The organism is Gordonia hydrophobica NBRC 16057 (assembly GCF_001592365.1).
Classification (GTDB): domain Bacteria; phylum Actinomycetota; class Actinomycetes; order Mycobacteriales; family Mycobacteriaceae; genus Gordonia; species Gordonia hydrophobica.
In genome coordinates this window covers 169,112-195,532 of sequence record NZ_BCWU01000009.1, presented here as the reverse complement: position 1 = coordinate 195,532, position 26,421 = coordinate 169,112, and the positions used below count along the sequence as shown (strand labels likewise).

The 26,421-nt window shown below is 68.9% G+C and carries 23 protein-coding genes; 14 read left to right on the top strand and 9 right to left on the bottom strand.

Annotated features, from left to right (window positions below):
- Positions 1-5: 5 nt before the first annotated feature.
- Both GH2_RS15945 and GH2_RS15940 read right to left on the bottom strand, forming a co-directional pair.
- On the bottom strand, positions 6-644 hold the full coding sequence (locus GH2_RS15945) for a hypothetical protein (protein ID WP_066170069.1): 639 nt from the start codon (positions 642-644) through the stop codon (positions 6-8).
- A complete protein-coding gene (locus GH2_RS15940; protein ID WP_157086116.1) occupies positions 641-1,495 on the bottom strand; it encodes a hypothetical protein in 855 nt (284 codons plus the stop codon). The genes GH2_RS15945 and GH2_RS15940 overlap by 4 nt, the downstream gene beginning before the upstream one ends.
- A gap of 337 nt (positions 1,496-1,832) precedes the next feature.
- Here GH2_RS15940 and GH2_RS15935 point away from each other — a divergent pair, with 337 nt between their 5' ends.
- The 10 genes from GH2_RS15935 to GH2_RS15890 all read left to right on the top strand — a co-directional run bounded on the left by GH2_RS15935 (position 1,833) and on the right by GH2_RS15890 (position 13,087).
- Positions 1,833-2,408 carry a TerD family protein gene (locus GH2_RS15935; RefSeq protein ID WP_066170067.1) on the top strand — a complete coding sequence of 192 codons (576 nt, stop codon included), beginning with the start codon at positions 1,833-1,835 and terminating at the stop codon, positions 2,406-2,408.
- 72 nt (positions 2,409-2,480) lie between these two features.
- Complete coding sequence (locus GH2_RS15930; protein WP_066170066.1) at positions 2,481-3,566, top strand: DUF475 domain-containing protein; 1,086 nt, start codon at positions 2,481-2,483, stop codon at positions 3,564-3,566.
- Between the two features lie 55 nt (positions 3,567-3,621).
- Entirely contained in the window at positions 3,622-4,227 is a 606-nt protein-coding gene (locus tag GH2_RS15925; protein ID WP_066170063.1) for a TerD family protein, read from the top strand.
- Between the two features lie 177 nt (positions 4,228-4,404).
- Positions 4,405-5,481, top strand: a complete 1,077-nt coding sequence (locus GH2_RS15920) for a hypothetical protein (RefSeq protein ID WP_066170060.1) — start codon at positions 4,405-4,407, stop codon at positions 5,479-5,481.
- Between the two features lie 74 nt (positions 5,482-5,555).
- Entirely contained in the window at positions 5,556-6,719 is a 1,164-nt protein-coding gene (locus GH2_RS15915) for an HpcH/HpaI aldolase/citrate lyase family protein (RefSeq protein WP_066170058.1), read from the top strand.
- The gene (locus GH2_RS15910; RefSeq protein WP_084247549.1) at positions 6,716-9,106 is read left to right on the top strand and encodes a phosphoribosyltransferase; all 2,391 of its coding nucleotides are present in this window, start codon (positions 6,716-6,718) and stop codon (positions 9,104-9,106) included. The genes GH2_RS15915 and GH2_RS15910 overlap by 4 nt, the downstream gene beginning before the upstream one ends.
- Positions 9,103-9,948, top strand: a complete 846-nt coding sequence (locus GH2_RS15905; RefSeq protein ID WP_066170050.1) for an HAD family hydrolase — start codon at positions 9,103-9,105, stop codon at positions 9,946-9,948. Before GH2_RS15910 ends, GH2_RS15905 begins: the two co-directional genes overlap by 4 nt.
- Positions 9,949-9,955: 7 nt before the next feature.
- Complete coding sequence (locus GH2_RS15900; RefSeq protein WP_066170047.1) at positions 9,956-11,413, top strand: TerD family protein; 1,458 nt, start codon at positions 9,956-9,958, stop codon at positions 11,411-11,413.
- Between the two features lie 56 nt (positions 11,414-11,469).
- Positions 11,470-12,048: a TerD family protein gene (locus tag GH2_RS15895; protein WP_066170045.1), complete on the top strand. Its 579-nt coding sequence runs from the start codon at positions 11,470-11,472 to the stop codon at positions 12,046-12,048.
- A 22-nt stretch (positions 12,049-12,070) separates the two neighbouring features.
- On the top strand, positions 12,071-13,087 hold the full coding sequence (locus GH2_RS15890; RefSeq protein WP_066170040.1) for a BadF/BadG/BcrA/BcrD ATPase family protein: 1,017 nt from the start codon (positions 12,071-12,073) through the stop codon (positions 13,085-13,087).
- A gap of 10 nt (positions 13,088-13,097) precedes the next feature.
- On the opposite strand, the gene GH2_RS15885 is transcribed toward GH2_RS15890, so the two are convergent.
- Positions 13,098-13,880: a 2-keto-4-pentenoate hydratase gene (locus GH2_RS15885; RefSeq protein WP_066170037.1), complete on the bottom strand. Its 783-nt coding sequence runs from the start codon at positions 13,878-13,880 to the stop codon at positions 13,098-13,100.
- Positions 13,881-14,000: 120 nt separating this feature from the next.
- On the opposite strand from GH2_RS15885, the gene GH2_RS15880 reads away from it, so the two are divergent.
- Complete coding sequence (locus GH2_RS15880; protein ID WP_157086115.1) at positions 14,001-14,567, top strand: hypothetical protein; 567 nt, start codon at positions 14,001-14,003, stop codon at positions 14,565-14,567.
- Between the two features lie 192 nt (positions 14,568-14,759).
- Here GH2_RS15880 and argG read toward each other — a convergent pair whose 3' ends face one another.
- The 4 genes from argG to GH2_RS15860 all read right to left on the bottom strand — a co-directional run bounded on the left by argG (position 14,760) and on the right by GH2_RS15860 (position 20,669).
- Positions 14,760-16,175 carry an argininosuccinate synthase gene (gene argG / locus GH2_RS15875; RefSeq protein ID WP_066170032.1) on the bottom strand — a complete coding sequence of 472 codons (1,416 nt, stop codon included), beginning with the start codon at positions 16,173-16,175 and terminating at the stop codon, positions 14,760-14,762.
- Between the two features lie 77 nt (positions 16,176-16,252).
- Entirely contained in the window at positions 16,253-17,530 is a 1,278-nt protein-coding gene (locus GH2_RS15870; protein ID WP_084247548.1) for an ATP-binding protein, read from the bottom strand.
- A 219-nt stretch (positions 17,531-17,749) separates the two neighbouring features.
- The gene (gene gnd / locus GH2_RS15865) at positions 17,750-19,198 is read right to left on the bottom strand and encodes an NADP-dependent phosphogluconate dehydrogenase (protein WP_066170030.1); all 1,449 of its coding nucleotides are present in this window, start codon (positions 19,196-19,198) and stop codon (positions 17,750-17,752) included.
- A 169-nt stretch (positions 19,199-19,367) separates the two neighbouring features.
- Complete coding sequence (locus GH2_RS15860; RefSeq protein ID WP_066170027.1) at positions 19,368-20,669, bottom strand: TrpB-like pyridoxal phosphate-dependent enzyme; 1,302 nt, start codon at positions 20,667-20,669, stop codon at positions 19,368-19,370.
- Positions 20,670-20,705: 36 nt separating this feature from the next.
- On the opposite strand from GH2_RS15860, the gene GH2_RS15855 reads away from it, so the two are divergent.
- Complete coding sequence (locus GH2_RS15855) at positions 20,706-21,644, top strand: quinone oxidoreductase family protein (RefSeq protein WP_066170024.1); 939 nt, start codon at positions 20,706-20,708, stop codon at positions 21,642-21,644.
- A 25-nt stretch (positions 21,645-21,669) separates the two neighbouring features.
- Here GH2_RS15855 and GH2_RS15850 read toward each other — a convergent pair whose 3' ends face one another.
- Both GH2_RS15850 and GH2_RS15845 read right to left on the bottom strand, forming a co-directional pair.
- A complete protein-coding gene (locus tag GH2_RS15850) occupies positions 21,670-22,578 on the bottom strand; it encodes a diacylglycerol/lipid kinase family protein (protein ID WP_084247547.1) in 909 nt (302 codons plus the stop codon).
- Complete coding sequence (locus tag GH2_RS15845) at positions 22,575-24,173, bottom strand: FAD-binding oxidoreductase (protein ID WP_066170021.1); 1,599 nt, start codon at positions 24,171-24,173, stop codon at positions 22,575-22,577. Before GH2_RS15845 ends, GH2_RS15850 begins: the two co-directional genes overlap by 4 nt.
- A 40-nt stretch (positions 24,174-24,213) precedes the next feature.
- On the opposite strand from GH2_RS15845, the gene GH2_RS15840 reads away from it, so the two are divergent.
- Positions 24,214-24,831 (top strand): TetR/AcrR family transcriptional regulator, encoded by a 618-nt coding sequence (locus GH2_RS15840; RefSeq protein ID WP_066170018.1) that lies wholly within the window; start codon positions 24,214-24,216, stop codon positions 24,829-24,831.
- Entirely contained in the window at positions 24,828-26,414 is a 1,587-nt protein-coding gene (locus tag GH2_RS15835) for a glycerol-3-phosphate dehydrogenase/oxidase (RefSeq protein WP_066170013.1), read from the top strand. The genes GH2_RS15840 and GH2_RS15835 overlap by 4 nt, the downstream gene beginning before the upstream one ends.
- The last annotated feature ends 7 nt before the right edge of the window (positions 26,415-26,421 follow it).

Here is a 26,421-nt window from a genome sequence, read left to right as displayed (position 1 = left end):
TGCGATCAGTACGGCGCGAACGCCGTCGCGACGGGTTCCGGTCGCCGGTCGTCGAGCAGCGTCGAGATCGCCTGCCAGGCGTTCAGCAGGAAGATGACGGTCAAGACCGCGGCGGGGAGATACAGCCCGGCGCCGATCGAGAAGTCGAGGTCGCCGGTGCCCCCGCTCGTCGTCTGTGAGTCCATGTCGCCGAATTCCCCCGAACCGCTGACCACGATCGACGGCTTGATGGTGGTGAAGGCGAGCACGGCGAGCGCGCTCAGGCTCGCCAGCGAGACGAAGCCGAACACCCGACTGTCCTGCACGCGCCAGGCGGACAGGGCGCCGATTGCGACGGCGAGCGCGAGCGCGACGGGAACGATCGCGCTGACCGCGACGCCTGACGCGATCAGGTCGTAGGCGTTGACGTCGAGCTGTCCGCTGCTCTGACCGGGGCACCGCTCCTGGTACTGCTTGCACAGGAAGTCCCAGTTCTCCTCGACCGTCGCGCCGTCGATCCAGTACCGCCAGAAGGTGTCCTCGTCGAACAACAGGCGCAGCAGCCGTTCACTGGCGCTCACGGTGACCAGCGGTAACAGCGTGAGACCGAGACCGAGCAGGCCGAGCAGGCCGGTCGCCGCGGCGACGATCCGTGCGCGGCTCACTGCGGCCCCGCAGGTCCGCCCCAGCCCTGCTGACCGGGCTGCTGCAGACCGGGCTGCTGCAAACCGGGCTGGGGCTGCGCCACCTGCGTCGGCATCGGGGCGCTGGGCATCCCGGGCACCGTCTGCTGGTCGGGGTGCGGAACGAAGCCGCCGGTCGGCGGGGCGACGGGCGGCTGCGCCACCCAGCCGCGGGGCGCCGACTCACCGCGCGCGTCGTCGCTCCGGATGTACACGAACACCGCGGCCGCCGAGGCGAGAAGGCCGAACACGAACGCGATGATCAGCCCCGCGCCGGGACCGACGTCGACCACGCGGTCGACGAACTCGTCCACCGAGGAGATGCCGAACTCGTTCTGCAGGCTGTCGTTCGCCTCCCGCGCCAGGTCGCCGGTGAGCGCGACCTCGGGCAGCGGGCTCACGAACATCATGACCAGGGCGAGCAGAGTCGCCGAGATCGCGCTGACCGCGGAGACGAGGACGCCCTGCCGACGCCCGAGCACACCCGGCAGCGCCGTCGCCGCCGCAACGACCATCAGCAGCGGGATCGCCATGCCGATGATCGGGGCGTTGAACGGCACCATGGTGTAGAAGCCGATGCCGACGTCGACGGTGCCGTTGACGTCATTACTGACCTTCCCCGGCATCACAGTGACGGTGTAGAGGTTGAGCAGCGTGCAGAACAGGACGACGACACCTGCGACGGCGACCACGATCGACGCGGCACGGCCGAGGTCGAGCGGTGTGCGCTGCGGCTGCGGCGGGTAGCCCGGCATCGGTCCGGGCTGCGCCGGCCCATAGTTTCCGACCGGCCCCTGCGGCGCGGGACCCGGTCCCGGATTGTATGGATTCACTGGCTGTTCCCCTCAGTCGTACCTCGTTGCGGCGCCCACCCCGCATGGCTCTCGGGAACACCGTGGATGGAACGATAGGCGACCGGAATGTCCGTCGCAGTGGGCAGGACCCTCAATTCGGCGTTCTGGCACACGGATTTCAGTCATTCGCATGACGGCGCGGGCGGTGCGGCCCGCGCGCTCGTCGACGACGAGGCCCCTCGAGATCCGTCGTCTGAACGATCGTGGACGTGCGCAGATGTCCGATGTCACGGATAGTGTGGTGGTGCGTCCGATCAGCAGCGGCTGCGCACACAAACGACCCGGGTGACTTCCCGACGACGAAAGCGAGAACAGCATGGGTGTGAGCCTTACCAAGGGCGGCAACGTCTCCCTGACCAAGGAGGCTCCCGGCCTCACCGCCGTGACCATGGGCCTGGGCTGGGACGCCCGGACCACCACCGGCACCGACTTCGACCTCGACGGCAGCGCCATCGCGCTCGGCGCAGACAAGAAGGTCGTCTCCGACCAGCACTTCGTCTTCTTCAACAACCTGCGTTCGCCGGACGGCTCCATCGAGCACACCGGCGACAACCTGACCGGTGAGGGCGACGGCGACGACGAGCAGATCAACGTCGACCTCGCTGCCGTTCCCCCGGAGATCGACTCCATCGTGTTCCCCGTCTCGATCTACGACGCGGACGCCCGCTCGCAGTCGTTCGGCCAGGTCCGCAACGCGTACATCCGCGTCGTGAACAAGAACGGCGGCGCCGAGATCGCCCGCTACGACCTCAGCGAGGACGCTTCCACCGAGACCGCCATGGTGTTCGGCGAGCTGTACCGCAACGGTGCCGACTGGAAGTTCCGCGCCGTCGGTCAGGGCTACGCTTCGGGTCTCGCGGGCATCGCTCGCGACTACGGCGTCAACGTTTAATCAGTTCCACCGCCCCGGTGCGCACCCGCGTACCGGGGTGCATCGTCACTTCAAGAAGGGCCGTCCCGAAACGTGATATTGCGCATCTTCGGCATGTCATTTGTCATCACCATCGCAGCGTTGATCGCTGCCTTCTTCTACGGCGGCCCCACCGCAGTCGTTCTGACCCTGATCCTCGGCGTGCTGGAAGTCTCGCTGTCGTTCGACAACGCGGTGATCAACGCGACCGTCCTGCGGCGGATGAGCGAGTTCTGGCAGAAGATGTTCCTGACCGTCGGCATCGTGATCGCGGTGTTCGGCATGCGTCTGGTGTTCCCGCTCGCGGTGGTGTGGCTGGCCTCGGGTCTCAACCCGATCCAAGCTCTCGACCTGGCGCTGAACCCGCCCGCGAACGGCGCGGAGTACTTCGCCGACGGCTCCCCGTCGTACGAGACGATCATCACCGACGCGCACCCGCAGATCGCGGCGTTCGGCGGCATGTTCCTGCTGATGCTGTTCCTCGGCTTCATCTTCGACGACAAGGAGATCACCTGGTTGTCGTGGATCGAGCGGCCGCTGATCCGTATCGGCAAGCTGGAGCAGCTTCCGGTGATCATCGCGACCGGACTGCTCGTCATCACGGCGACGTTCATCGCCCACGAGGACGAGACCGCGACCGTCATGATCGCCGGCGCCCTCGGCATGATCACCTACATCGCCGTCAATGGACTGGGCGAGATGTTCCACACCGACGACGAGGCGGACGATGACACCCGCTCCGGGCCGTCGGACCTGGCGAAGGTGGCGGGTAAGGCGGGCTTCTTCCTGTTCCTGTACCTGGAGGTGCTGGATGCGTCGTTCTCATTCGACGGCGTCATCGGCGCCTTCGCGATCACCGCGGATCCGATCATCATCGCGCTCGGCCTCGGTTTGATCGGTGCGATGTTCGTTCGTTCGCTCACCGTGTTCCTGGTCCGCCAGGGCACCCTGTCCGACTACGTCTACCTCGAGCACGGCGCGCACTGGGCGATCGGCGCTCTGGCCGTCATCCTGATGTACTCGATCGGCACCCCGGTTCCGGAGATCGTGACCGGTCTGGTCGGCGTCGTCCTCATCCTCGCGTCGTTCCTCAGCAGCGTGCTGCGCCTGCGCCGCGCGAAGGCCGTCGAGACGGTCTGACGTCGAACCGCCGCGGCCCGCGATCGACCCCGCACCCACCACCCAAGGAGCCACCATGGCTGTGAACATGAACAAGGTCACCCTCGACAAGAGCCGTCCGACCGTCTCCCTGACCAAGCGCGGCGAGGTCCAGGGCAACATGCGGATCAACCTGAACTGGACGCAGGGCGCCACCGGCGGCTTCTTCCGGAAGAAGAAGGGGATCGATCTCGATCTCGCCGCGATGTACGAGCTCGCCGACGGCACCAAGGGCATCGTCCAGGCGCTGGGGAACTCGTTCGGCAACCTCCAGCAGGCGCCGTTCATCTTCCTCGACGGCGACGACCGCAGCGGCACCAGCGAAGGCGGGGAGAACCTCTTCATCAACCTCGGCCAGGTCAACGCCTTCCGCCGCATCCTGATCTTCGCGTACATCTACGAGGGTGCGCCGAACTGGAGCAGCGCCAACGGCGTCGTCACCCTCGTCCCGACGAGTGGTCCGCAGGTGGAGGTGCTGCTGGACTCCGCCGACGACCGCGCCATCTCGTGCGCCGTCGCCATGCTCACCAATGTGAACGGTGAGATGCAGGTCAGCCGCGAGGTCCGCTATATCCAGGGCGCCCAGCGCGAGGTCGACGAAGCTTACGGCTTCGGCATGCGCTGGACCGCCGGGCGCAAGTAGCACGATCGGTTGCGGCGTCGGAGTCGGAAGACCGACCCCGGCGCCGTCGATCGCTAGCATCGAATCGTGCCCAGCAATCCTCGCCGCGGCCTCTTCAGTCGACGTCCCGCCGTCGTCCGAGCCTCTGCGGACCAGCTCGCTGGGCTGACGGCTGCCTTATTCGAGTGCGAGCGACGGATGACCGAGATCGACCCGGCGGTCCAAGCGGCTCGCGCCGCTCGGATCCCCGGCGATCCGAGCGCGGACTGGGATCGTCTCCGGGAACAGTACGACGCGATCCTCGGCGTGTACCTGCGCGTCTCGGTAGCCGACTCCGACGACGCGACCCCGCAGGCCGTGAACGGGTGCCTGAACTCGTTCCGGGCGCTCGCCGCCGACATCGATCGGTTCGCGGCACGGCACGGTCGCACGCTCGAGGCGGGTCGGACCGCGATGGCGGGATCGGCCCATGCCGAGCGCGAGGCGCGGACGGCGGCGACCCGCGCGACGGCGGCGCTCGACGCCGCACCCGTCCAGTTCGCGACCCTGGTCACCGTGCGCCGGGCCGCGGACGAGTTGAGCCGACGGATCGGTGTCTTCGACGCCGCGCACGGACTGTCCGAGCGGCAGGCGGCGGCCGACGCGGTCAACGAGGCGGCTCGCGATCTCGAAGCCCGGCTCGCCGCGGCTCCCGGCCTCGCGGACGACGCCGACCGCACCGTCCGCTCGCTGACCACCCGCATCCAGGCACTCGAGAACCGCGTCGAGACGGTCCCCGCGATCATCTCGTCGCTGCTCCGCGAGTTCAGTGCGGGGTGCTCAGCCGATCTCGTCGACGCCGAGGCCGGTGCCCGCACCGCCATCGACGCGGGCCGGGAACTCCTCGCGCAGGCGGCGCCGCTCGCCGCGACCTCGCCCGACGAGTCCCTCGCGATCTCGGAGCGGGCCCGCGAACAGCTCACCGCTGCCAGCGAGATCCTCGACAGCGTGCACGACCGCCAGGTGGAGCTGCGCGAGGTGAAGGCCGACCCGCAAGCCGAGGCGACGCGCGTGCGCTTCCGTCTCCGCGACGCCCAACTGCTCGCCACCAACCGCGGCCTGGTGCGCGAGTGGGGCTCGGTGCTCGATGCGCAGTCCGATCGGATCGACCGCGCGATGACCGAGCTGGAGAGCATCCATCCCGACTACTGGTCGTATCTCGGCCGACTGCGGCGCATCGACGCCCGGATCACCGAGGTGGTCGACCGCATGCGGCACCAGATCGCCAACCCCTGACCCTGCACCATCCCCCGACCTGCCCTGACCGCCCTGAGCTCATCGAGGAAGCCATTGTGCTAGACGCCCACACCATGTCCGGTGTATCGCATTTCCGTCATCTACCCGACGACGTGCTCGACGACTTGTTCCTGCGCCGGCCGCAGACCCTCACCGTCGACTCGTCCCCGCGCCGCATCGCCTTCGCCCTCGGCGCGACGCTGTACGTCCCCGCAACGCGCAGCGATCTGACCTCGGTGATCCGTCGCCGCGCCGACAGCGGTGTCACATCGATGGTGATCGACCTCGAGGACGCGGTCGACGACGATCACCAGCACGCCGCGCTCGAATCGGCGATCACCGCCGTCAACGAGCTCGCCGAGCAGCGGTGGAGCGCCCTGCTGCTCTTCATCCGGATCCGCACCCCGGACCAGATCGCGACGATCGTGGAGCGGCTCGCGCCCGGCCATGCGCTCGCCGGTTTCGTCCTGCCGAAGTTCGAGGCCGCCACCGGGGAGGTCGCCCTCGCGGCCGTCGCCCAGGCGGCACGACAGACCGGCCACCGCCTCTACGCGATGCCCGTGCTCGAGACCGCCGCCGTCGTGCATCGAGAGACGCGCGACGACGAACTGGTCCGGGTCCGGGAGATCCTCAACCGCTACCGCGACCTGGTGCTGGCGGTCCGCATCGGCGCCACCGACATCTGCGGGCTGTTCGGCATCCGCCGCGACCGCGACGTCACCATCTACGACGTCCGCGTGGCCGCCGACGTGATCGCGAGCATCGTCAACATGCTCGGTCGCAGCGACCGCACCGGGTTCGTGATCACCGGACCGGTGTGGGAGTACTTCGCGAACCACGAGCGGATGTTCGCTCCCACGCTGCGCCACACGCCGTTCCGCAACAACGACGCCGTCGTCTTCCGCAAGCAACTGGTCAACCGCGACCTCGACGGACTGCTCCGCGAGATCGCCCTCGACCACGCCAACGGGATCTCCGGCAAGACCGTCATCCACCCCGCGCACGTGGGGATCGTCCACGCACTCTCGTGCGTCACCGAAGAGGAGTACCGGGATGCCCTCGACATCGCCGACCACGAAGGCGGCGGCGCGCAGCCGTCGGCGTTCAGAAACAAGATGAACGAGTTGAAACCACACCGCAACTGGGCACTCGACGTGCTGGACCGCGCCGCCGTCTTCGGCGTCACGAGGCACGACGTGAACTTCGTCGACCTCCTCACCGCATGGAGCGGCGAATGACCGCGCCGAGCTGGGTCTGCGACTCCCTGGGCGTGGAGCTCGCCGCCGCGTCCGCCGACGTCCCGATCGACAGCCTGGTGCAGCTGGGCCTGCGACGCAATCCCAAACGCGCGCACCTGCTGGTGTCGACCGTGCTGGGCAAGCATCTGCCGACGCCGCCGGCCGAGGTCCGCGGCAGCGCCGACGCACTCGGCGACGCCGTCCTCGAACACCTCGGTCCGCGTGCCGCGGCCGCCACCGTCCTCGGTTTCGCCGAGACCGCGACCGGTCTCGGTCACTGCGTCGCCGCCCGCATCGGCGCCGCGCGGTATCTGCACTCCACCCGCCGCGCCGTCGCCGGGGCCCAGATCAGCGGCTCGTTCGAGGAGGGACATTCGCACGCGACCACCCACCTGCTGCAGCCGACGGACACCGCGTTCCTGGCCACCGCCCGCACAGCGCCGGTGGTGCTGGTCGACGACGAGATCAGCACCGGCCGCACCGCGGTGGAGGCGATCGCGTCGCTGCACGCGCTCGCGCCGCACGACGAGTACCTGGTGGCGTCGCTCGTCGACATGCGCGACGAGCAGCGTGAGGCCGAGTGCGGTGCCGCGGCCGCCGAGCTCGGTGTCGTCATCGCGTTCGTCTCGCTCAGTCGCGGCCGGATCCGCCTCCCTGACGATCTGGTCGAGCGCGTCCATGCGCTCGACGCCGCCCCGTTGAATCCGACCGGTCCGCGCGGCGACGTCGTCTTCGCGCCGGCGCCGTGGCCCGCGCACGTCCCCGACGGCGGGCGCCACGGATTCCTCGCCGCCGACGAAGCGCCGTTCGACGCGGCCGTCGACGACCTGGCCGAGCACGTCGCCGGGTTCCTCGCCGCCGACGAAGCGGTCACGGTCGTCGGCCATGAGGAACTGATGTATCTGCCGCTGTGCCTGGCCGAGCGGCTCGCCGCGTCCGGGCGCGACGTCCGCTATCAGACCACCACCCGATCGCCCGCGCACGTGCGGGACGAACCCGGCTATCCGCTCCGCCGCGGCTTCACGTTCCCCTCGCCCGAGGGCCCGGATCCGGCCGCTCGGTTCGTCTACAACCTCGCGGCGCCCGGTGCGGCGGTCCTGCCGACGGTGCTCCTGGTTCTCGATTCCCCCGCGGACACCGACCGACTGCGGGCGGCGGGCGGTCTGGTCGACGTCCTCGCCGCGGCCGGTCATCGCGTCGTCGCCGTGACCGTGCCGGCGACCGACCCGAAACGGTTGGCCGATGCCCGCGCCGGCGCCTCCACGCGGCTCCGTCCCGCCCTCGGCGCGCTGCGCGGCCCACGGTTCGGCTCCTACCTGCCGCACGAGGCGGCGTGGCTGGTCAAGGACCTCTCGGCCGAGCAGTTGGAGGCCGACATCGCGGTCCGGGAGAAGCAGATCCAGGCCGGTCGTGCCCACTACGCGGAGTCGTTGCCGGTGGAGTTCCAGCCCGGTCCCGAGTACCGCGAGCTGTTCGACGAGACGCTCCGGCAGTCCGCGGCGCGGTTGGCGACCGCCGTCGGGACGGTCGCCGAGCTGATCCTGACCGAGCGGACGGCCACTCCGACGCTGGTCTCCCTGGCGCGCGCGGGGACGCCGATCGGCGTCCTCATCGGCCGGTGGATCGAGCAGTTCCACGGTGTGCGGCCGCCGCACTACAGCGTGTCGATCGTGCGCGACCGCGGCATCGACGCCGTCGCGCTCGATCACATCACCGCACGTCACGACCCTGCGTCGGTGGTCTTCGTCGACGGGTGGACCGGCAAGGGTGCGATCACCCGCGAGCTCGCCGACGCCCTCGACGAGTACGCCGCGGCCGGCGGCGTCCGCTTGGATCCGGAACTCGCGGTGCTCGCGGACCCGGGGTCGTGCACGCCGCTGTACGGCACGCGCGACGACTTCCTGATCGCCTCGGCCTGCTTGAACTCCACCGTGTCCGGGCTGGTGTCGCGGACCGTGCTCAACGCAGAGCTGATCGGTCCGGGCGATTTCCACGGCGCCAAGTTCTATCGGGACCTGGCGTCGGCCGACGTCTCCAATCGCTTCCTCGACGCGATCTCCGACCGGTTCGACGACGTCGCGCAGACCGCACGCAGCCGGGCCGTCGAGCTCCGCGGCGCCGATCGCGCACCGTCGTGGGCGGGGTGGCGTTCGGTGGAGCGGATGCAGGAGCGCTACGGCCTCTCGTCCATCAACTTCGTGAAACCGGGGATCGGCGAGACCACCCGCGTGCTGCTGCGCCGCGTGCCGTGGCGGATTCTGATCCGCGACGACGATCTGCCCGAGCACGCGCACATCCGGATGCTCGCCGCCGAACGCGGCGTCCCCGTCGACGTGGTGCCCGATCTCGCGTACTCGTGCATCGGGCTGATCAAGGAGTCGGTGTGAGCGCGCTCGTGGCGACCGATCTGGATCGGACGATGATCTATTCGCGGGCGGCGGGTGCGCGGGACGTCGACCGCTGCGTGGAGGTGTACGACGGCGCCCCGCTGTCGTACATGACCGAGGCTGCGGCCGGTCTGCTCGCCGCGCTCGCCGACCGCACGCCGGTGGTGCCGGTGACCACCCGGACGCGCGGGCAGTTCGAGCGCATCGAGTTGCCGGGCGGCCCGTTCCGGTTCGCCGTCGTCAGCAACGGCGGCCGCATCCTCCACGCCGGTGAGAACGACGATCCGTGGCGGCGACGCGTCGTGGCCGCCGCTGCCACGTCGGCGACCCTCGCCGAGGTGCACGCCGATCTGTTGACCCGCATCCACACCGACTGGGTCGGCAAGGTCCGCGTTGCCGACGACCTCTTCTGCTACCTGGTGGTGGAGCCGAGCCGTCAGCCTGCCGACTTCCTCGCGCAGTGGCACGCCTGGTGCGAGCCGCGCGGTTGGTCGGTGTCGCAGCAGGGACGCAAGATCTACGCGATGCCGCACGCGGTCACCAAGTCGGCGGCGGTCGCCCATGTGCGTGACCGCCTGATCGACGACGGGCTGCTGCGCCCCGATGCGCCGGTCCTCGCCGCGGGTGACGGCCGTCTCGACGCCGATCTGCTGACGTACGCCGACCGCGCCATCCGACCGCGTCACGGTGAACTGGAGGAATCGGGCTGGACCACCGACAACCTCCGCATCACCGATTCTTCCGGCATCATGGCCGGCGAGGAGATCTTGCGTTGGTTCGCCGATCGGTCCACCGAATCGTCTGCTCCAGACGCACCCGTCGTTGTCCACTCCGAGCCATGAGGAAACCATGACATCACTCTCCAAAGGCCAGAACGCGCCGCTGCCCGTCGCCGACGTCGTCATCAGCGTGGACCTGTCCGCGCCCGCCGACGTGTCCGGCCTGCTCGTGACCGCCGACGGCAAGGTCCGCACCGACGCCGACTTCATCTTCTTCAATCAACCGAACGGCCCCGGCGTCGCCCTGCGCGACGGCCGGTTGCACATCTCGACGGCGCAGATCCCCAGCGGGATCGACGCCGTCCGGACCGTCATCACGCTCGACGACGCCTCCCGCAGCTTCGGACAGTTCGCGCCGCCGGTCACCCGCGTCACCGACGCGAACGGCGCACCGCTGTTCGAGTACGTGATCGGCGAGCTCTCCAGCGAGTCCGTCGTGATCGCGGTCGAGATCTATCAGCGCGCCGGAGCCTGGAAGGTCCGCGCCGTCGGCCAGGGATACGCCGGCGGCTTCGCCGACCTGGTCCGCGACCACGGGGTGTCCGTCGACGACGAACCCGCACCTCCGGCGGCGCCCCCGGCCGCACCGCCTGCGCCCCCGGCTGCACCGCCTGCGCCGCCGCAGGCCCCTGCACCCTCGTACACCCCGCCGAGCACCACCGCGCCGTCGTACACCCCACCCAACCCTGACGCGCCGTCGTACACCCCACCCAACCCCGACGCGCCGTCGTACACCCCGCCGGGCAGCACGCCGTCGTACGCTCCGCCTGCAGCGGCTCCCATGTACGACGCGCCGACCTACAACCAGCCGAACTACAACCAGCCGACGTATAACCAGCCCACGTACAACCAGCCGCCGCCCAGCGCGCCGGCCCACCATCAGATGCCTGCCTACAATCAGCCGCCCGCGGCACCCGCCGCGCCGGCCGAGATCAGCTTGAGCAAGAACCGGCCCGTCTCCCTGGTCAAGGGCCAGAAGGTGTCGCTCCGCAAGGACGGCGGGGTGGCGCTGACCCGCATCCTGATGGGCCTCGGCTGGGATCCGATCCGCAAGCGCGGCATGTTCGGCGGAAAGAGTTCCGGCAGCATCGACCTGGACGCCTCGGTGCTGATGTTCTCCGGCGGCCAGTGCGTCGAGGTGGTCTACTTCGGCCAGCTGCGCTCGGGCAACGGCTCCATCGTGCACTCGGGCGACAATCTGACCGGCGAAGGCGACGGTGACGACGAGGTGGTGGCTGTCGACCTGCCCGCCGTTCCCCCGCACATCGACAACCTCGTCTTCATCGTCACGTCCTATCGCGGCCAGACGTTCGCCGAGGTCGAGAACGCCTACTGCCGCTTGATCGACCAGACCACCAACGCCGAGCTGGCCCGCTACACGCTGGCCGGCGGCATGCCCTTCACCGGCGTCACGATGGCCGTGGTCAATCGTGAGGGCGGTGACTGGAAGCTGCGCGCCATCGGCGAGGGCTTCAACGCCAAGACCCCGAAGAAGGCTCTGCCCTTCGTCGTTCCCCACCTGGGCTGACCGAACTCGGCCCGGGGATCCACCCCGCGTGAACATCGATATGAAAGGAGCACTACATGAGTGTCAGTTTGAGCAAGGGCGGAAACGTCTCACTCACCAAGGAGGCCCCCGGACTGACGGCGGTCACGGTCGGACTCGGCTGGGACGTGCGCACCAGTACCGGCGCGGACTTCGACCTTGACGGCAGCGCGCTCATCGTCGGCGCCGACCAGCGGGTGCTGTCGGACGCGCACTTCGTGTTCTTCAACAACCTGCGGTCGCCCGACGGCAGTGTGGAGCACACCGGCGACAACCTGACCGGTGAGGGCGAGGGCGATGACGAGTCGATCAACGTCGATCTCATGGCGCTGCCCCCGAACGTCGCGGGCGTCGTCTTCCCGGTCTCGATCTACGACGCCGATGCCCGCGGCCAGTCGTTCGGGCAGGTCCGCAACGCGTTCATCCGCGTCGTGAACCGTGCCACCGGACAGGAGATCGCGCGCTTCGACCTCACCGAGGACGCGTCGACCGAGACCGCAATGGTCTTCGGCGAGCTGTACCGGCACAACGGCGACTGGAAGTTCCGCGCCATCGGTCAGGGTTACGCGTCCGGCCTGGGCGGCATCGCCCGTGACTACGGGGTGAACGTCGGCTGACGTCGACGGGGTCGGCCGACCCATGACCGACGTCTGCGTCGCCGTCGACTCCGGCGGTACGCACAGCACCGTCGCATTGACTTCCGACGGCGCGCCCGGTCAGGACGCTCGCTTCGAGTGCGACCCTTCGCTCTCCGGCTACCTGCGTCCTGACCGGATCCCGGCGACGCTCCGCGAGATCCTCGGCGAGGTCGAGGCGTTCTACCGGAACGCGGGGCTCGCCGGTTCACCGGTCACCGTCTTCGTCGCCGCGGCCGGATTCACCGAGGCCACCCGCGACGCGTATGCCGCCGCGTTCGACGCGGTCCTCGGCACCGCGTTCGGCGGACACGTGGTCGTCGCCGCGGCCGCGAACGACGCGACCGCCCTGTTGCTGGGACACGACGCCGACGTCGTCGTGGTCGCGGGCACCGGGTCGAACGTCGTGGTGCGGATGTCCGAGCAGGAGATCGTCTCGGCCGGCGGCCATGACTGGGTGGCGGCCGATCAGGGCTCCGCGTTCTGGATCGGCCTCGACGCCATCCGTCAGGTGGCGCACCACCTCGAGGTCGGTACCGCGAGCGAGCTGTCGGATCGCTTCGCCGAGCACTACGACGCGTCGACCGAGTCGGAGGTCATCGCCACGTTCCGCAGACTCAGCATCAGCGACGACGGCACCAAATCGCGCATCGCGGGTTTCGCCCGCGCCGTCTGTGCTGCCGCAGAACGCGGCGACGCCGCCGCGACACGCATTGTGACGTCGCAGGCCGAGGCACTCGCCGACCTGACCGCTCGCGCCCTCGGGCGCCGCGCGCCGTCGACAGCGACACTTCGGGCGGTGGAGTGCGGCGGCGTCATGTCGAGCCCGTTCTTCCGCGAAGTGTTCGAGTCGCGGGTGTCGACACTGCTGACCGCCGCCGGACACGGCCCGATCGCATGGCATCGGGTCGACTCCGGATCAGATGCGGCGACGATCCTCGCGCATCGCCTCGCCGCGCGCTCGGGCGACTGGACCGCCCTCCCGCGTCGATTCCGGCCGATCGTCTGCCGCTACCGCTGATGGCCCGGCCTCACGCTCCCGTGATGGTCAGCTCACCCAAACTGGCGAAGTCGATGCGGACGACGTCCCCGGCGACGAGGTGAACGGCGTCGGTCATGCCACCGGTGAGGACGATCCAGCCCGGTTCAATGGCGAGTCCGCGTTCGGCGAGGACGTTGGCAGCCAGCGCGAGCGCCGCTGCGGGGTCGCCCATCACGTCGGCGCCGGTCGCTGTGGCCACTTGCTTCCCGCCGTGCGACAGGGTGCAGGCCTCGGCTACGGCGTCGACTTCGGCCGCCGGGCGTCCGGCGAGGTTCATCACGAACTTCCCCGACGACGAGTTGTCCGCGACCACGTCGGGCAGGGTGAAGCGGAAGTCGCGGTACCGGCTGTCGATCACCTCGAGACCACCGTGCACCTGAGCGACGGCGGCGCGCGCCTCATCGGCGGTGACGCCCGGTCCGGCCAGCCTGGCACCCATCACGAAGACGATCTCCGGCTCCACCCGCGGGTGAATCAACTCGTCGATGGGTACCGGTTCGTCGGGATCGAGGATCATGGCGTCGGTCAGCCACGCCACGAGCGGGACGTCGATCCCCATCCGCTGCTGTTTCGCTTTCGAGGTGAGGCCGAGTTTGACACCGACGATCTTCTCGCCGCGCTCCTGTCGCCGCCGCAGGGTCTCGTCCTGGATGCGATAGGCGGTCGATAGATCGAGCTCCGGCCACTCGTCCGTGAGCGGCTCGCGGTCAGCGCGTCGGTCCTCCGCGTCGAGCAGGACCGTCGCCGCTCTGTCGATGTTCCATGTCGTCATTCTTCGACCTCTCGACAGACTGTGACCGAATGGTGTCCCTCACCATTCTGACATCCGAAATCTGCGCTCGGCCGTCGTCACATCCCTTGCGGTGAGGCGCGATTGTGCAAGAGTTGTCACATGAGTAGCGAACCGTCCGATGTGACTCCGGAATTCACCGAGCCGACCGACGATGCGGGCAAGACGAGTCGCTGGCCGACGCTCTCGACCAAGACCAAAGTGATCATCGGCGTCGTCACCCTCGTGATCGTCGTGATCGGCTATTTCTTCCTGCAGCGATTCCTCCCCGAGTGGTGGGCGCGGTCGATGGCGCATCGGATCGACGGCAGCTTCGTGAGCGGAACATCGTACGGACTGCTGTTCGGCATCCTCGGCTCCGCAGTGCCGCTGATCCTGGGATTGCTCGCCGTCCTCTCCATCGGCGTCGGTCCCAAGAACGCGCTCTCCTGGGGCCTCGGCGTGATCGCCTTGGCGTTTCTGATCCCGAACCTCCTGACGCTCGGCGTGGTGATCGGGGACGGCAACGGCGCGACCATCGGACGTCGCAACCTCGACGTCTTCGCGCCCGCCTTCCGCGGCGCCACGTTGATCGGCGTGATCGTGGGCATCGCGATCGGCATCGCCGCCGACTTCTATCTCATCGGCAGGCGTCGCGAGAAGCGCAAACAAGCGAAGCTGGCCGCTTAGCGCCGCTCTCCGGCCGTCAGAATCCCGGCCAGTCAGACACCAGGTCGACGAAGCGGCCGTAATGGAGTTGCTGCGCGACCGTCGTCTCGATCGACGACCCGACCTCGTCGCCAGGCCAACCTGGTGAAACGCGACGCAGCCCGGACCCTCACGGGTCCGGGCTGCTTCGTCAGTGTCTGGCTAGGGCGTGCCCTAGTCGACGCCGGAGTCGATTGCCGCGCGGTCGAGTGATTCGGATGCGGCGTCCTCGGGCTGGCCACCTGCGATGGCCTGCGCGCCGCCCGCGGACAGCTCGCCGATCAGATCGGCAGTGGCGCCGCCGACGATGCCGAGCGTCGCGTACTGCTCCAGACGGGCACGCGAATCGGCGATGTCGAGGTTGCGCATGGTCAGCTGGCCGATACGGTCGGCCGGACCGAACGCGGCGTCGCCGACGCGCTCCATCGACAGCTTGTCCGGGTGGTACGACAGCGCGGGTCCGGTGGTGTTCAGGAAGTGGTAGTCGTCGCCGCGACGGAGGCGGACGGTGACCTCGCCGGTGATCGCGGAACCGACCCAGCGGACCAGCGCCTCACGCAGCATCAGCGCCTGCGAGTCCATCCACCGGCCCTCGTACATGAGGCGACCGAGGCGACGGCCCTCGTTGTGGTAGTTGGCGACGGTGTCCTCGTTGTGGATCGCGTTCACCAGGCGCTCGTAGCCGATGTGCAGCAGCGCCATGCCGGGCGCCTCGTAGATGCCGCGCGACTTCGCCTCGATGATGCGGTTCTCGATCTGGTCGGAGACGCCGAGTCCATGGCGGCCGCCGATCTCGTTGGCCTTCAGGACCAGCGCGACGGCGTCGTCGAAGACCTCGCCGTTGATCGCGACGGGGCGCCCCTGCTCGTAGCGAATGGTGACGTCTTCGGTGGCGACCTCGACGTCGTCGCGCCAGGCTGCGACGCCCATGATCGGCTCCACCACGTCCAGGCCGTGATCGAGGTGCTCGAGGGTCTTGGCCTCGTGCGTGGCGCCCCAGATGTTGGCGTCGGTGGAGTAGGCCTTCTCCTGCGAGTCGCGGTAGGGCAGGTCGCGCTCCACGAGCCACTGGCTCATCTCGTGCCGGCCGCCGAGCTCGTCGACGAACTGGGTGTCGAGCCACGGCTTGTAGATCCGCAGGTTCGGATTCGCCATCAGGCCGTAGCGGTAGAACCGCTCGATGTCGTTGCCCTTGTAGGTGGAACCGTCGCCCCAGATGTCGACGCCGTCCTCCTTCATGGCGCGCACCAGGAGCATGCCGGTCACGACGCGGCCGAGCGGCGTGGTGTTGAAGTAGGTCTTGCCGGAGCTGCGGATGTGGAAGGCGCCGCACTGCAGGGCGACGAGGCCTTCTTCGACGAGGGCGGCACGGCAGTCGACGAGACGAGAGATCTCGGCGCCGTACTGACCTGCGCGACCGGGGACCGAAGCGATGTCCGGCTCATCGGCCTGACCGAGATCGGCAGTGTATGTGCAAGGGATGGCACCCTTTTCGCGCATCCATGCAACAGCGACAGACGTATCCAGACCACCCGAGAACGCGATTCCGACGCGCTCTCCCTTCGGCAATGAGCTCAGCACCTTCGACATATGTCCAGCTTAAACAGTACTTCGGCGTCTGACGAAACCCGGTCGCACACTGGTCCGTCGACCGTGGCGGAACTCGCTTACGGAGCCAACGCACGCAGGGGCGCCGTCACGGTCCCGTTGTCCGTCACCAAGGTGGGCCCAGTGCCGGTGACGACCAGGCGGAATGACGGTTCACCGACGGAGTCGGTGTCGATCTGAGAGATTACCGAATCCAGCGACGCCACACCGATGTCCAGCTGACCGCCACCGAGTTTCACTTCGACAGCGCCCCACCGCCCGTCGGGAAGTGTGATGACAGCGTCGATCTCCCGACCGTTCGAATCACGGTAGTGACGAACCTCCCCGTCCAACGCATCGGCGAAGACCGTCAGGTCGTGGACGACCGCGCTCTCGAACAACACCCCGAGCCCCTGCAGATCGGACATGAGATGCGCAGGCCCGGCGCCGAGCGCTGCTGCAGCGAGTGCCGGGTCGACCAAGTGCAGCTTCGGCGACATTCTGACTCTGGCTCGCGACCTCAATGCCGGCGCCCAGGGATTCTGGGGCTCGACGACAAAGAGCCGTTGGAGCAAGTGCACGTACCGACTAACGGTTGCGGCGTCAATGTTCGGCGCCACAGTGCGCACGTCAGATGCGAGCGTCCGATGGGTGACATCCGTAGCCACCGATCGAGCGAGCGCGACGACCAGCTGCCTGATCACGGCCGGCTCGTGACGGACGTCGGCCAGTCGCCTGACGTCGGAACGGGACACATCGTCGATGTAGCCACGCAGCCGCGCGGCTGACTGTCCAAGGGTCAAGTCAGTCATCGCTGGAAAGCCTGGAGTGAGGATTCCAGTTATCACCTCGTCGAGGCCGTCTGCTTGATCAAAAACTGTCGATGGTGTCCGCCCGGCGAACAGGCCCGCGACACTCACTCGCTCACGGTCCTCGTCAAATTTCTCCGACCATGTCATGGTCCGCTGCCGGAGTCTGAGGAACCGGCCGGCCCCGGTGTGCCTGGTGATGTCGTCAGCAGGAACGGCAGAACCCGTCAGGATGAACCTGCCGGCCAGCTGGGCTGCGTCGACTTCCCGCCGCACCAGGTTCCACAACTCGGGTGCGAGCTGCCATTCGTCCAAAAGACGGGGAGCTTCGCCGGAGAGTAAGGAACGCGGCGCGATTCCGAGTAACTGTTGCGGCTCGGGATCGTCCATGAAGACGTACGACTCGGCAGCATGCAGGGCCGTCATGGTCTTGCCGGTGGCACGCGCGCCCTCCACCAGCACGGCACCAGCCGCTTCCAAAGCGCGGACCAATGCGGCGTCCACGATTCTCGGGCGATAGTCGCGCCCCACGACGTCCCTGGTGTCCATACCAGGCGATTCTATCCCTACGCCCCACTTTGCAGTACTTGTACGCCATACTCTGCAGGACTACTAAGCCCTTCTTTGCAGAAGATCTACGCCACTCTCCGCAGACCTCGATGGCGGCGATCTGCGACGCATGCCGAGGAAGGAATCAGACAATAGAACCGCGGGCCGTCGACGGATCAAATTCCCTCGACGGCCCGTGAACGCTGGTGTCTGGCGGCGCTACGCCTCCACCTCGCTGCGGTCCCCGCCCCAGAGGGTGTGGAAGCTGCCGGGCTTGTCGACCCGCAGGTAGGTGTGGGCGCCGAAGTAGTCGCGCAGGCCCTGCGTCAGTGCGGCGGGCAGCCGCTCGGCGCGCAGCGCGTCGTAGTACGACAGCGACGAGGCGAACGACGGCACCGGGACGCCCGCAGCGGTCGCGGTGATGATGACGCGACGCCAGCTCTCGACGGACGTCTCGACGGCGTCGCGGAAGTACGGCGCGAGGAGCAGCGCGGGGAGCTCCGGGTTCTCGTCGTACGCCTCGCGGATGCGGTCGAGGAACTTGGCGCGAATGATGCAGCCGCCACGCCAGATGGTGGCGAGCTTGCCGGGCTGCACGTTCCAGCCGTACTCCTCACTGCCCGCCTTGATCTGATCGAAGCCCTGCGAGTAGGCGACGACCTTCGACGCGTAGAGCGCCTTGCGAATGTCCTCGACGAACGCGGCCTTGTCCTCCGGGGTCTGGGCGCCTGCGGTGCCTGCGACGAGCCCCTGGGCGTTCTTCCGCTGCTCGGTGGAGCTGGAGAGCGCGCGCGCGAAGACGGCTTCGGCGATGCCGGTGGTGGGGATGCCCAGGTCGAGCGCGGACTTGACGGTCCAGCGGCCGGTGCCCTTCTGGCCTGCGGCGTCGACGATGACGTCGACGAGCGGCTTGCCGGTCTCGGCGTCGACCTGCGAGAGGACCTCGGCGGTGATCTCGATGAGGTAGCTGTCCAGGACGCCTGTGTTCCAGTCGCGGAACACGTCGGCGATCTCGGTGACCTCCATGCCGAGGACGTTGCGCATGAGGTCGTAGGCCTCGCCGATCAACTGCATGTCGGCGTACTCGATGCCGTTGTGCACCATCTTCACGAAGTGGCCCGAGCCGTCGGGACCGATGTGCGTGCAGCAGGGGATGCCGTCGACATGCGCGGAGATCGACTCGAGCAGCGGGCCGACGGACTCGTACGACTCGGCGGGGCCGCCCGGCATGATCGACGGGCCGTTGAGCGCGCCCTCTTCGCCGCCGGAGATGCCTGCGCCGACGAAGTTGAGGCCGCGGGCGGCCATCGCCGCTTCGCGACGAATGGTGTCGGTGTACAGCGAGTTTCCGCCGTCGATGATGATGTCGCCTGGCTCCATGAGATCGGCGAGCTCGTTGATCACCGCGTCGGTGGCGTCGCCCGCCTTGACCATGATGAGGACGCGGCGCGGGCGTTCCAGCGCGGCGACGAACTCGGCGGTGGTCTCGGTGCGAATGAAGTCGCCGTCTCCGCCGTGCTCGGCGATGAGTGCGTCGGTCTTGCCGATGCTGCGGTTGTGGAGCGCGACGGTGTGCCCGTGGCGCGCCAGGTTGCGGGCGATGTTCGAGCCCATCACTGCCAGACCGGTGACGCCGATCTGTGCGAGGTGCTGTCCTGCTTCGGCCATGACTCTCCTTGTCCGCCGCCCGCATGTTCGGCGTGCGGCACGGTTCAACAACCAGTTTTCGGTTCTACCGGTTCGATTCTCCCCGTATCGAGTGATCCTCGCGACACGCGGGGGGCACCCGGCGCTGAACTCCGGCGGAGGGGCGCGCGGCGCCCGTGATTCCGCTGACTCAGAAGCCGCCGTCGAGGAACTCGGCGTAGGCGGGCAAGTCGAGTTGGCCGTGCCCGGACAGCCCGATCACCACGACCTCTTCCTTGTCGCTGTTGGCGACGTGTGCGGCGCAGGCGGCGATGGCGTGGGTCGATTCCGGTGCGGGCACGATGCCCTGGGTGCGCGCGAAGGTGATGCCGGCGTCGAACGCGCTGTGCTGGTCGATAGCAACGCCCTCGACCAGCCCGAGCTCCACCGTGTGACTCAGCGCGGGCGCCATGCCGTGGTAACGCAGGCCGCCGGAGTGGATCGGGTCGGGGACGAAGTCCATGCCGAGGGTGTGCATCTTGAGCAGCGGAGTCAGGCCTGCGACGTCGCCGTGGTCGTAGCGGTACTCGCCCTGCGTGATGGACGGGCAGGCCGACGGCTCGGCGGCGACGATGCGCGGCGTCGACCGCCCCTGCAGCTTCTCGCGAATGAACGGGAACGAGAGGCCCCCGAGGTTGGATCCGCCTCCGGCGCAACCGAAGACCACATCGGCACCGCCCGGCTCGACGGCGTACAACTGCTCGACGGCTTCCTGGCCGATCACGCTCTGGTGAAGCACGACGTGGTTGAGGACGCTGCCGAGTGCGTAGCGGGTGTCGTCGTTCTGCGCGGCCACCTCGACGGCCTCCGACACGGCCATGCCGAGGCTGCCGGTGGTGTTCGGATCCTTGGCGAGCATGGCGCGGCCCGCTTCGGTGAGGTCGGACGGGCTGGGGTGCAACGTGCCACCGTAGGTGCGGATCAGGAAGCCGCGGTAGGGCTTCGAATCGTACGACGCGCGGACCTGCCACACTTCGACGTCGATCCCGAACTGGGCGCCGGCGAAGGCGAGCGCACTGCCCCACTGGCCGGCACCGGTTTCGGTCGTCAGCTTCTTGACGCCGTCGATGCTGTTGTAATAGGCCTGCGCCACAGCCGAATTCGTCTTGTGGCTGCCGACGGGGCTCACGCCCTCGTACTTCACATAGATGTGCGCGCGGGTGTTCAGCGCCTCTTCGAACCGGCGGGCGCGGAAGAGCGGCGACGGCCGCCACATCCGGTAGATCTCGCGGACCGGCTCCGGGATCTCGATGTAGGCCTCGGTGGAGACCTCCTGCGCGATCAGACCGGCCGGGAACAGCGCCGCGAGATCGTCCGGACCCACCGGCTCCTTGGTGCCGGGATGCAGGTGCGGCGGGATCGGCTCGTCGAGTTCTGCGGCCAGGTTGTACCAGTGAGTCGGGACGTCGACAGTGACCAGATCGGGGTTCGAAGCATCAACATTGCTTGTCATGCAGGTCACAGTAACCCGCGACGTATTCTGCGTCACATGACAGGCATCAAGTGGGTGGCGAACGGTCTCGGCGGACTCGACGACTTCGCGGCGGTGCCGTGCGAACCGGCAGATCCGGGACCCGGCGAACTGACGGTGCGGATCACCGCGGCGGGGGTGAATCCGGCCGACCTGAAACACGTCGCGCGGATCACCGATCCCTCCGGGTTCCCCGCACCGATCGGCTACGAGTTGGCTGGCGTCGTGACGGCGGTCGGCCCGGACACCCGCGCGGCGAGCGGACGCGTGTCGATCGGCGATCGGATCGCCGCGTTCCGCGTGCACGGGGCGTACGCGACCGCGATGACGATCCCCGCCGAGAAGGCCCTGGTCCTGAGCCCCGACGCGCCCGACGATCAAGCGGCGGGCCTGCTGCTCGCCGGCTGCACCGCGGCCGAGATGCTGACTCGATCGGGCGCCCGGGCGGGCGACACCGTCCTGCTGCACGGGGCGTCGGGCGCGGTCGGCGCCGTCTTCCTCCAGTTGGCGGCGCTGTCCGACGTGGCGGTCGTGGGGACGGCGGGCCCCGACCGGCTCGGCGCCGTCGAGCAGTTCGGCGGCATCCCCGTGGTCTACGGCCCCGGCCTCACCGAGCGCATCCGGGAGGCGGCACCCGCGCCGGTGGTCGCGGCGCTCGACGCCGCCGGTACCTCCGAGGCGACGCAGACCTCGTTGACGCTGGTCGACGACCGGTCGCGCATCGTCACGGTGGTGGACCGTCAGGCCGCCGCCGAGCACGGTTTCATCGCGCTGTCCGGCGCGGCGCCCGCGAGCGCTGCCTATCGCGACGGGGTGCGCGGCGAACTGCTGAAGCTGCTGGGGGCCGGCGAACTCGTCGTGCCGATTGCACAGCGATTTCCGCTCGCCGACGCCGTGGATGCGCTCCGATTGGTGTCGTCGGGCCGGGCGCACGGCAAAGTGGTGCTGATTCCCTGAGCCGTCATCGGGCCCGTTGGTGTCGCTACGCCACCAGGATGGGCAACGCCGCCGACCGCACCGACACCGTGACCGGCGATTCGCCGAGATAGTCGCCGTCGGAGTGCACCGGCACCGGCCGGTCGATGGAGAGTTCCACGCGCTGCCCGGTCAGGACCTGGACGTCGTCGCGGTCGAGGTGCGCACCCGCCTTGGCCTGACCCATCAGGTTGGTGAGACTCAGCCGGGACGACCGCCCGTCGACGACGAGGACATCGAGGTGCCCGCTGTCGACAGAGGCGGTCGGCACCATCCGCAGGCCGTGCCCGTAGTCGCCGGAGTTGGCGATCACCACGAAGTGCGCCGACAGGTCGCGCGACGCGCCGTCGACGGAGAGTGCGATCCGCATCGGCTTCCACGTGACCGCGGCCAGGACCGGTGCGACGCGGTACGCCAGCGGGCCCATCCACCGCAGGTCGTTGATCAACTCGGTGGCCTCGGAGTCCAGTCCCGCGTACACGTTGCCCACCGCGAGGGCGGTGGTCCCGTCGGCGCGGGTCACCTCCAGGACGTCGATCCGGCGGATCTTTCCCGCAGCAAGGACCGCGGCGATGGAGGCCGGCGTCGACGGCAGTCCCAGATGGCGGACGAGGTCGTTGCCGCGGCCCGCCGCGGCGATGCCCAGCCGGGCTCCGTCGACGGTGAGCACGCCGCGCGCGACGTCCCGGACATGACCGTCCCCGCCGACGGCGACGGTGAGTGCCCCGCGGTCGGCGGCTGCGGCCGCGGCCTCGGTCGCATGCTCGGACGACTGCGATTCGACGACCGAGACGTCGTGCACGCCCAGACGTGCCAGCTCTGCGGCGACGGCCGGCCACTGTCGGTGCGAGGCGCCGCCGCCGGAGATGGGGTTCACCACCGCCACGACGGCCGACGTGCCTGGAGACGAGGTCACGGCAGCAGAATTCCCGGGTTCAGCAGGCCCTTCGGGTCGAGCGCGCCTTTGACGGCGCGGAGGGCCGCCTGCTGCACGTCGCCGATCTCCTCCAGGTAGGTGCCCCGGTGGTCGGTGCCGACAGCATGGTGATGGGTGATGGAGGCGCCCGCCGCACGGATCGCCGCGTTCGCGGCGGATTTCGCGGCAGCCCACTGGCCCTGCGGATTCGGCAACGCCTTGGCGATGACCGTGAAGTACAGCGACGCGCCGGTCGGGTAGACGTGCGAGATGTGGCACATGACGACCGCCGGGGTGCCCTGGTCGCCGAGCGCGCGGGTGATCGCTGCGGTGACATCGGCCTTGAGTCTGTCCAGGTTGCTCCAGAAAGTGACCGTCTCCAACGTCTCCACCAGCGCGCCGGCGTCGAGCAGCGGGTCGCGCAGGTAGGGACCGCGGAAGCGTCCGATCCGCCAGGCCTCGCCGGGTTCGGCGCCGAGCGCGGTGCCGCCGAGTTTCTCGAGCTGTGCCGTGACGTAGGTGTCGCGGCACTCGACGTCGGCCTCGTCGCCCTCGAAGCCGACGACCATGAGACAACCGCCGACCGGGCCCGCCGAGGCGCTGCCCGCGCTGGACGGGTTCGCGAGGTTGAGCCCAGTCTCGGCCTCATCCGAGAGGCGCAGGACGGTCGGCTTCACAGCGCTCTGGGCGAGCGTGCGCATGGCCGCGGAACCGGCGGGGAAGTCCGGAAAGTGCCAGCCGTAGAAGCGGCGGACCGTCGGCAGCGGATGCACGCGCACGCGGACCGTGGTGACCACGCCGAACGCACCTTCGCTGCCGAGGATCAGCTGGCGTAGGTCGGGGCCGGCGGCCGACTTGGGCGCGGTGCCGATCTCGGCGAGACCGATGGGCGTCGCGATGGTCAGTCCCACCACCATCTCGTCGAAGCGACCGTAGCCGATCGACGACTGTCCCGCCGAGCGGGTCACCGCACAGCCGCCGATGGTCGCGCCCTCGTACGACTGCGGGAAGTGGCCGAGTTCGAAGCCGCGCTCGGCGAGGAGTCGTTCGGCGTCGGGAAGGCGAGTGCCCGCGGCGAAGGTTGCGATCTGAGAGATCTCGTCGAGATCGATCAGACCGGTGAGTCGACGCAGGTCCAGGCTGAGGACCGGTCGCGCGCGGTCCGGCGCCATGCCGCCGGTCACCGAGGTGCCACCGGAGAAGGGGTTCAGCGAGAGGTCGAAGCGATCGGCGGCGGCGAGGACCGCCCCGACCTGGTCCGGCGTGGTCGGTACGACCACCGCGTCGGGCGCGTCGCTGCCGTCGCCCTCCCGGAACTTCAGCAGGTCGGGCGTCGAGTAGCCACGCATCCGCGACCGTCGAGTCGCGTCGTCGGTGGCGACCGCGGCACCGGTCTCAATCAGTGCGGCCACTGCGTCGGGCCCGATCCGGGTCGGCGGGATCGCCACGTCGACGGCGGCGGGTGCCGGCTCGTCGATGCCGAGCATCGTCAATGCGCCGATCACCGAGTCCGACAAGTGCATCGGGTCTGCGGGGTTGCCCCAGCGGCCGGGGACGAAGTCGACCACCTCGACCGTGGTTTCGCTCTGCGTCATCTCTCGCCTTCCGTTGAGTCTTGCTGATACAGTTATACACATGGTGTCGCAGCAGATCAACGACGACGAGACGGACGCGCCGAGGCGCACGGCCCCGAACGCGATCAGCGAGGACGTGATCCTCGACGCTGCAACGCAATTGATGTCGGCCATCGGCATCCGTCGGACGACGATGGCCGACGTCGCGCGCGCCGCGAACGTCTCCCGAGCCACGCTGTACCGGCGGTTTCCCAACGTGGAAGCCATCGCCGCGACCGTCACGACCCGCGAGTTCGAGAAGGTGGTGGCGCGGGCGCCGATCGCCGACGGCGCCGTCGATCGCGCGTCCCTCGTCCAGACCGTCGTCTATCTGGTCCGCGAAGCGCGCGCACACCCGCTGCTGCGGCGAATCATCGAGCTCGATCCCGAATTCCTGATGCCGTACCTGCTGCACCGCTCGGGACGGACCTCCCGCGGCCAACTCGCGGTGATCACCGGTTTCATCACCGCCGGCCAGGCTGCGGGCGAAGTCCGCGACGGGGTCCCGGCCCGACTCGCGACCACCGTGCTGCAGATGGCGTGGTCGTTCACGCTCACCGGCCCAGTCTTCGCCGACGGCGATCTCGACGCGCTCGACACCGAACTCTCCGACCTGCTCGAAAGGTACCTGCGCCCATGACTGTGAATCACACGGAACTGCTTGCCGCACAATCGGTCATCGATCCGAAGACAATGCTGTCCGCCACGCGCCGCACCGCCGACATCACGGAGCTCGCCGCGTCGCCGTCGGCCGATCTCGTCGTCATCGGCGGCGGCGTCACGGGTGCAGGCGTCGCGCTCGACGCCGTCTCCCGCGGACTGAAGACGGTGTTGATCGAACGTCGGGATCTAGGTTTCGGCACCAGCCGCTGGTCGTCGAAGCTGGTGCACGGCGGACTCCGTTACCTCGCTTCGGGCGCCGTGGGCATCGCGTATGAGAGTGCGGTGGAACGGGATTCGTTGATCTGCCGGATCGCTCCGCATCTGGTCCGGCCGCTCCCGCAGGTCGTCGCACTGCTGCCCGGCATGAAGGCCGCCGACACCGCTCTCACCCGCGTCGGCTTCCTCGCGGGCGACGCCCTCCGCATCGCGGCACGCACCCCGTCGTCCGCGTTGCACCGGTCTCGCCGCATCGACGCCGCCGAGGTGGTCGCTCTGGCGCCGACCGTGCAGCGCGACGGGCTCCGGGGTGGGCTCCTCAACTGGGACGGACAACTGAACGACGACGCCCGCCTCGTCATCGACATCGCCCGCACCGCAGCAGGATTGGGCGCGACGGTGCTCACCCATGCGAGCGCGACCGAGGTCACCGGTACCGGTGTCCGCGTGACCGACGAGCTCACCGGCCAGACCTTCGAGGTGAAGGCCAAGGCCGTCGTGAACGCCACCGGCGTGTGGGCCGCAGAGGTCGATTCGGCGATCGCCCTGCGCCCGAGCCGCGGCACCCACCTGGTGTTCAGTCAGGAGACCTTCGGCGGGCTCCGCGCCGGTCTCACCGTCGCCGTACCCGGCCACTTCGGCCGCTACGTCTTCGCGCTGCCGCAGCCGGACGGCCGCGTGTACGTCGGACTGACTGACGAAGAGACCTCCGGCGAGATCCCCGATGTGCCCCAGGCAGACCAGAGCGAGATCGATTTCCTGTTGGACACCATCAATCTCGCGCTCGGCACACCGCTGACGCGCGACGACGTCCTCGGCACCTTCTCCGGCCTGCGCCCGCTGCTCGACTCGGGTTCGGGCGAGACGTCAGACGTATCGCGCAAGCACGCCGTGCTGACCCGCGACGACGGGCTCGTCACCGTGGTCGGCGGCAAACTGACCACCTACCGTCGGATGGCGCAGGACGCGGTCGACGCTGCTCTCGCCGCCTCCGGACAGACCGCGGCTCCCTGCCGAACCCGCACCCTGCCGCTGGTCGGAGCGCCGACCGGGAAGAATCCGACCGCCGCGCTGCTGCGCGTGGCCACGCCTGACCGCCTGGTCGCCAAGTACGGCACCGAGGCGCCCGCCGTCCTCGCTCTCGCCGAGGCCGACCCGACGTTGGCCGACCCCGTCGCTGCGGGCACCGAGATCACCGGCGCCGAGGTGGTCTTCGGCGCGTTGGCCGAGGGAGCCGTGGACTCCAACGACTTGCTGGAGCGACGCACGCGGCTGTCGTTGACGCCGTTGGTCGCCGAAGCGGCGAAGCCGGTGGCGGAGAAGGTGATTGCGGCGCACCTCTAGCGCGCCG

Bases quoted from the DNA above. Each gene is read 5' to 3' on its own strand.
- GH2_RS15870 (WP_084247548.1), bottom strand. From the start codon at position 17,530: ATGGACACCAGGGACGTCGTGGGGCGCGACTATCGCCCGAGAATCGTG.
- GH2_RS15900 (WP_066170047.1), top strand. From the start codon at position 9,956: ATGACATCACTCTCCAAAGGCCAGAACGCGCCGCTGCCCGTCGCCGAC.
- GH2_RS15880 (WP_157086115.1), top strand. From the start codon at position 14,001: ATGAGTAGCGAACCGTCCGATGTGACTCCGGAATTCACCGAGCCGACC.
- GH2_RS15885 (WP_066170037.1), bottom strand. From the start codon at position 13,880: ATGACGACATGGAACATCGACAGAGCGGCGACGGTCCTGCTCGACGCG.
- GH2_RS15860 (WP_066170027.1), bottom strand. From the start codon at position 20,669: ATGACAAGCAATGTTGATGCTTCGAACCCCGATCTGGTCACTGTCGAC.
- GH2_RS15840 (WP_066170018.1), top strand. From the start codon at position 24,214: ATGGTGTCGCAGCAGATCAACGACGACGAGACGGACGCGCCGAGGCGC.
- GH2_RS15925 (WP_066170063.1), top strand. From the start codon at position 3,622: ATGGCTGTGAACATGAACAAGGTCACCCTCGACAAGAGCCGTCCGACC.
- GH2_RS15915 (WP_066170058.1), top strand. From the start codon at position 5,556: ATGTCCGGTGTATCGCATTTCCGTCATCTACCCGACGACGTGCTCGAC.
- GH2_RS15910 (WP_084247549.1), top strand. From the start codon at position 6,716: ATGACCGCGCCGAGCTGGGTCTGCGACTCCCTGGGCGTGGAGCTCGCC.
- GH2_RS15855 (WP_066170024.1), top strand. From the start codon at position 20,706: ATGACAGGCATCAAGTGGGTGGCGAACGGTCTCGGCGGACTCGACGAC.
- argG (WP_066170032.1), bottom strand. From the start codon at position 16,175: ATGTCGAAGGTGCTGAGCTCATTGCCGAAGGGAGAGCGCGTCGGAATC.
- GH2_RS15845 (WP_066170021.1), bottom strand. From the start codon at position 24,173: ATGACGCAGAGCGAAACCACGGTCGAGGTGGTCGACTTCGTCCCCGGC.
- GH2_RS15835 (WP_066170013.1), top strand. From the start codon at position 24,828: ATGACTGTGAATCACACGGAACTGCTTGCCGCACAATCGGTCATCGAT.
- GH2_RS15935 (WP_066170067.1), top strand. From the start codon at position 1,833: ATGGGTGTGAGCCTTACCAAGGGCGGCAACGTCTCCCTGACCAAGGAG.
- gnd (WP_066170030.1), bottom strand. From the start codon at position 19,198: ATGGCCGAAGCAGGACAGCACCTCGCACAGATCGGCGTCACCGGTCTG.
- GH2_RS15895 (WP_066170045.1), top strand. From the start codon at position 11,470: ATGAGTGTCAGTTTGAGCAAGGGCGGAAACGTCTCACTCACCAAGGAG.
- GH2_RS15890 (WP_066170040.1), top strand. From the start codon at position 12,071: ATGACCGACGTCTGCGTCGCCGTCGACTCCGGCGGTACGCACAGCACC.
- GH2_RS15920 (WP_066170060.1), top strand. From the start codon at position 4,405: ATGACCGAGATCGACCCGGCGGTCCAAGCGGCTCGCGCCGCTCGGATC.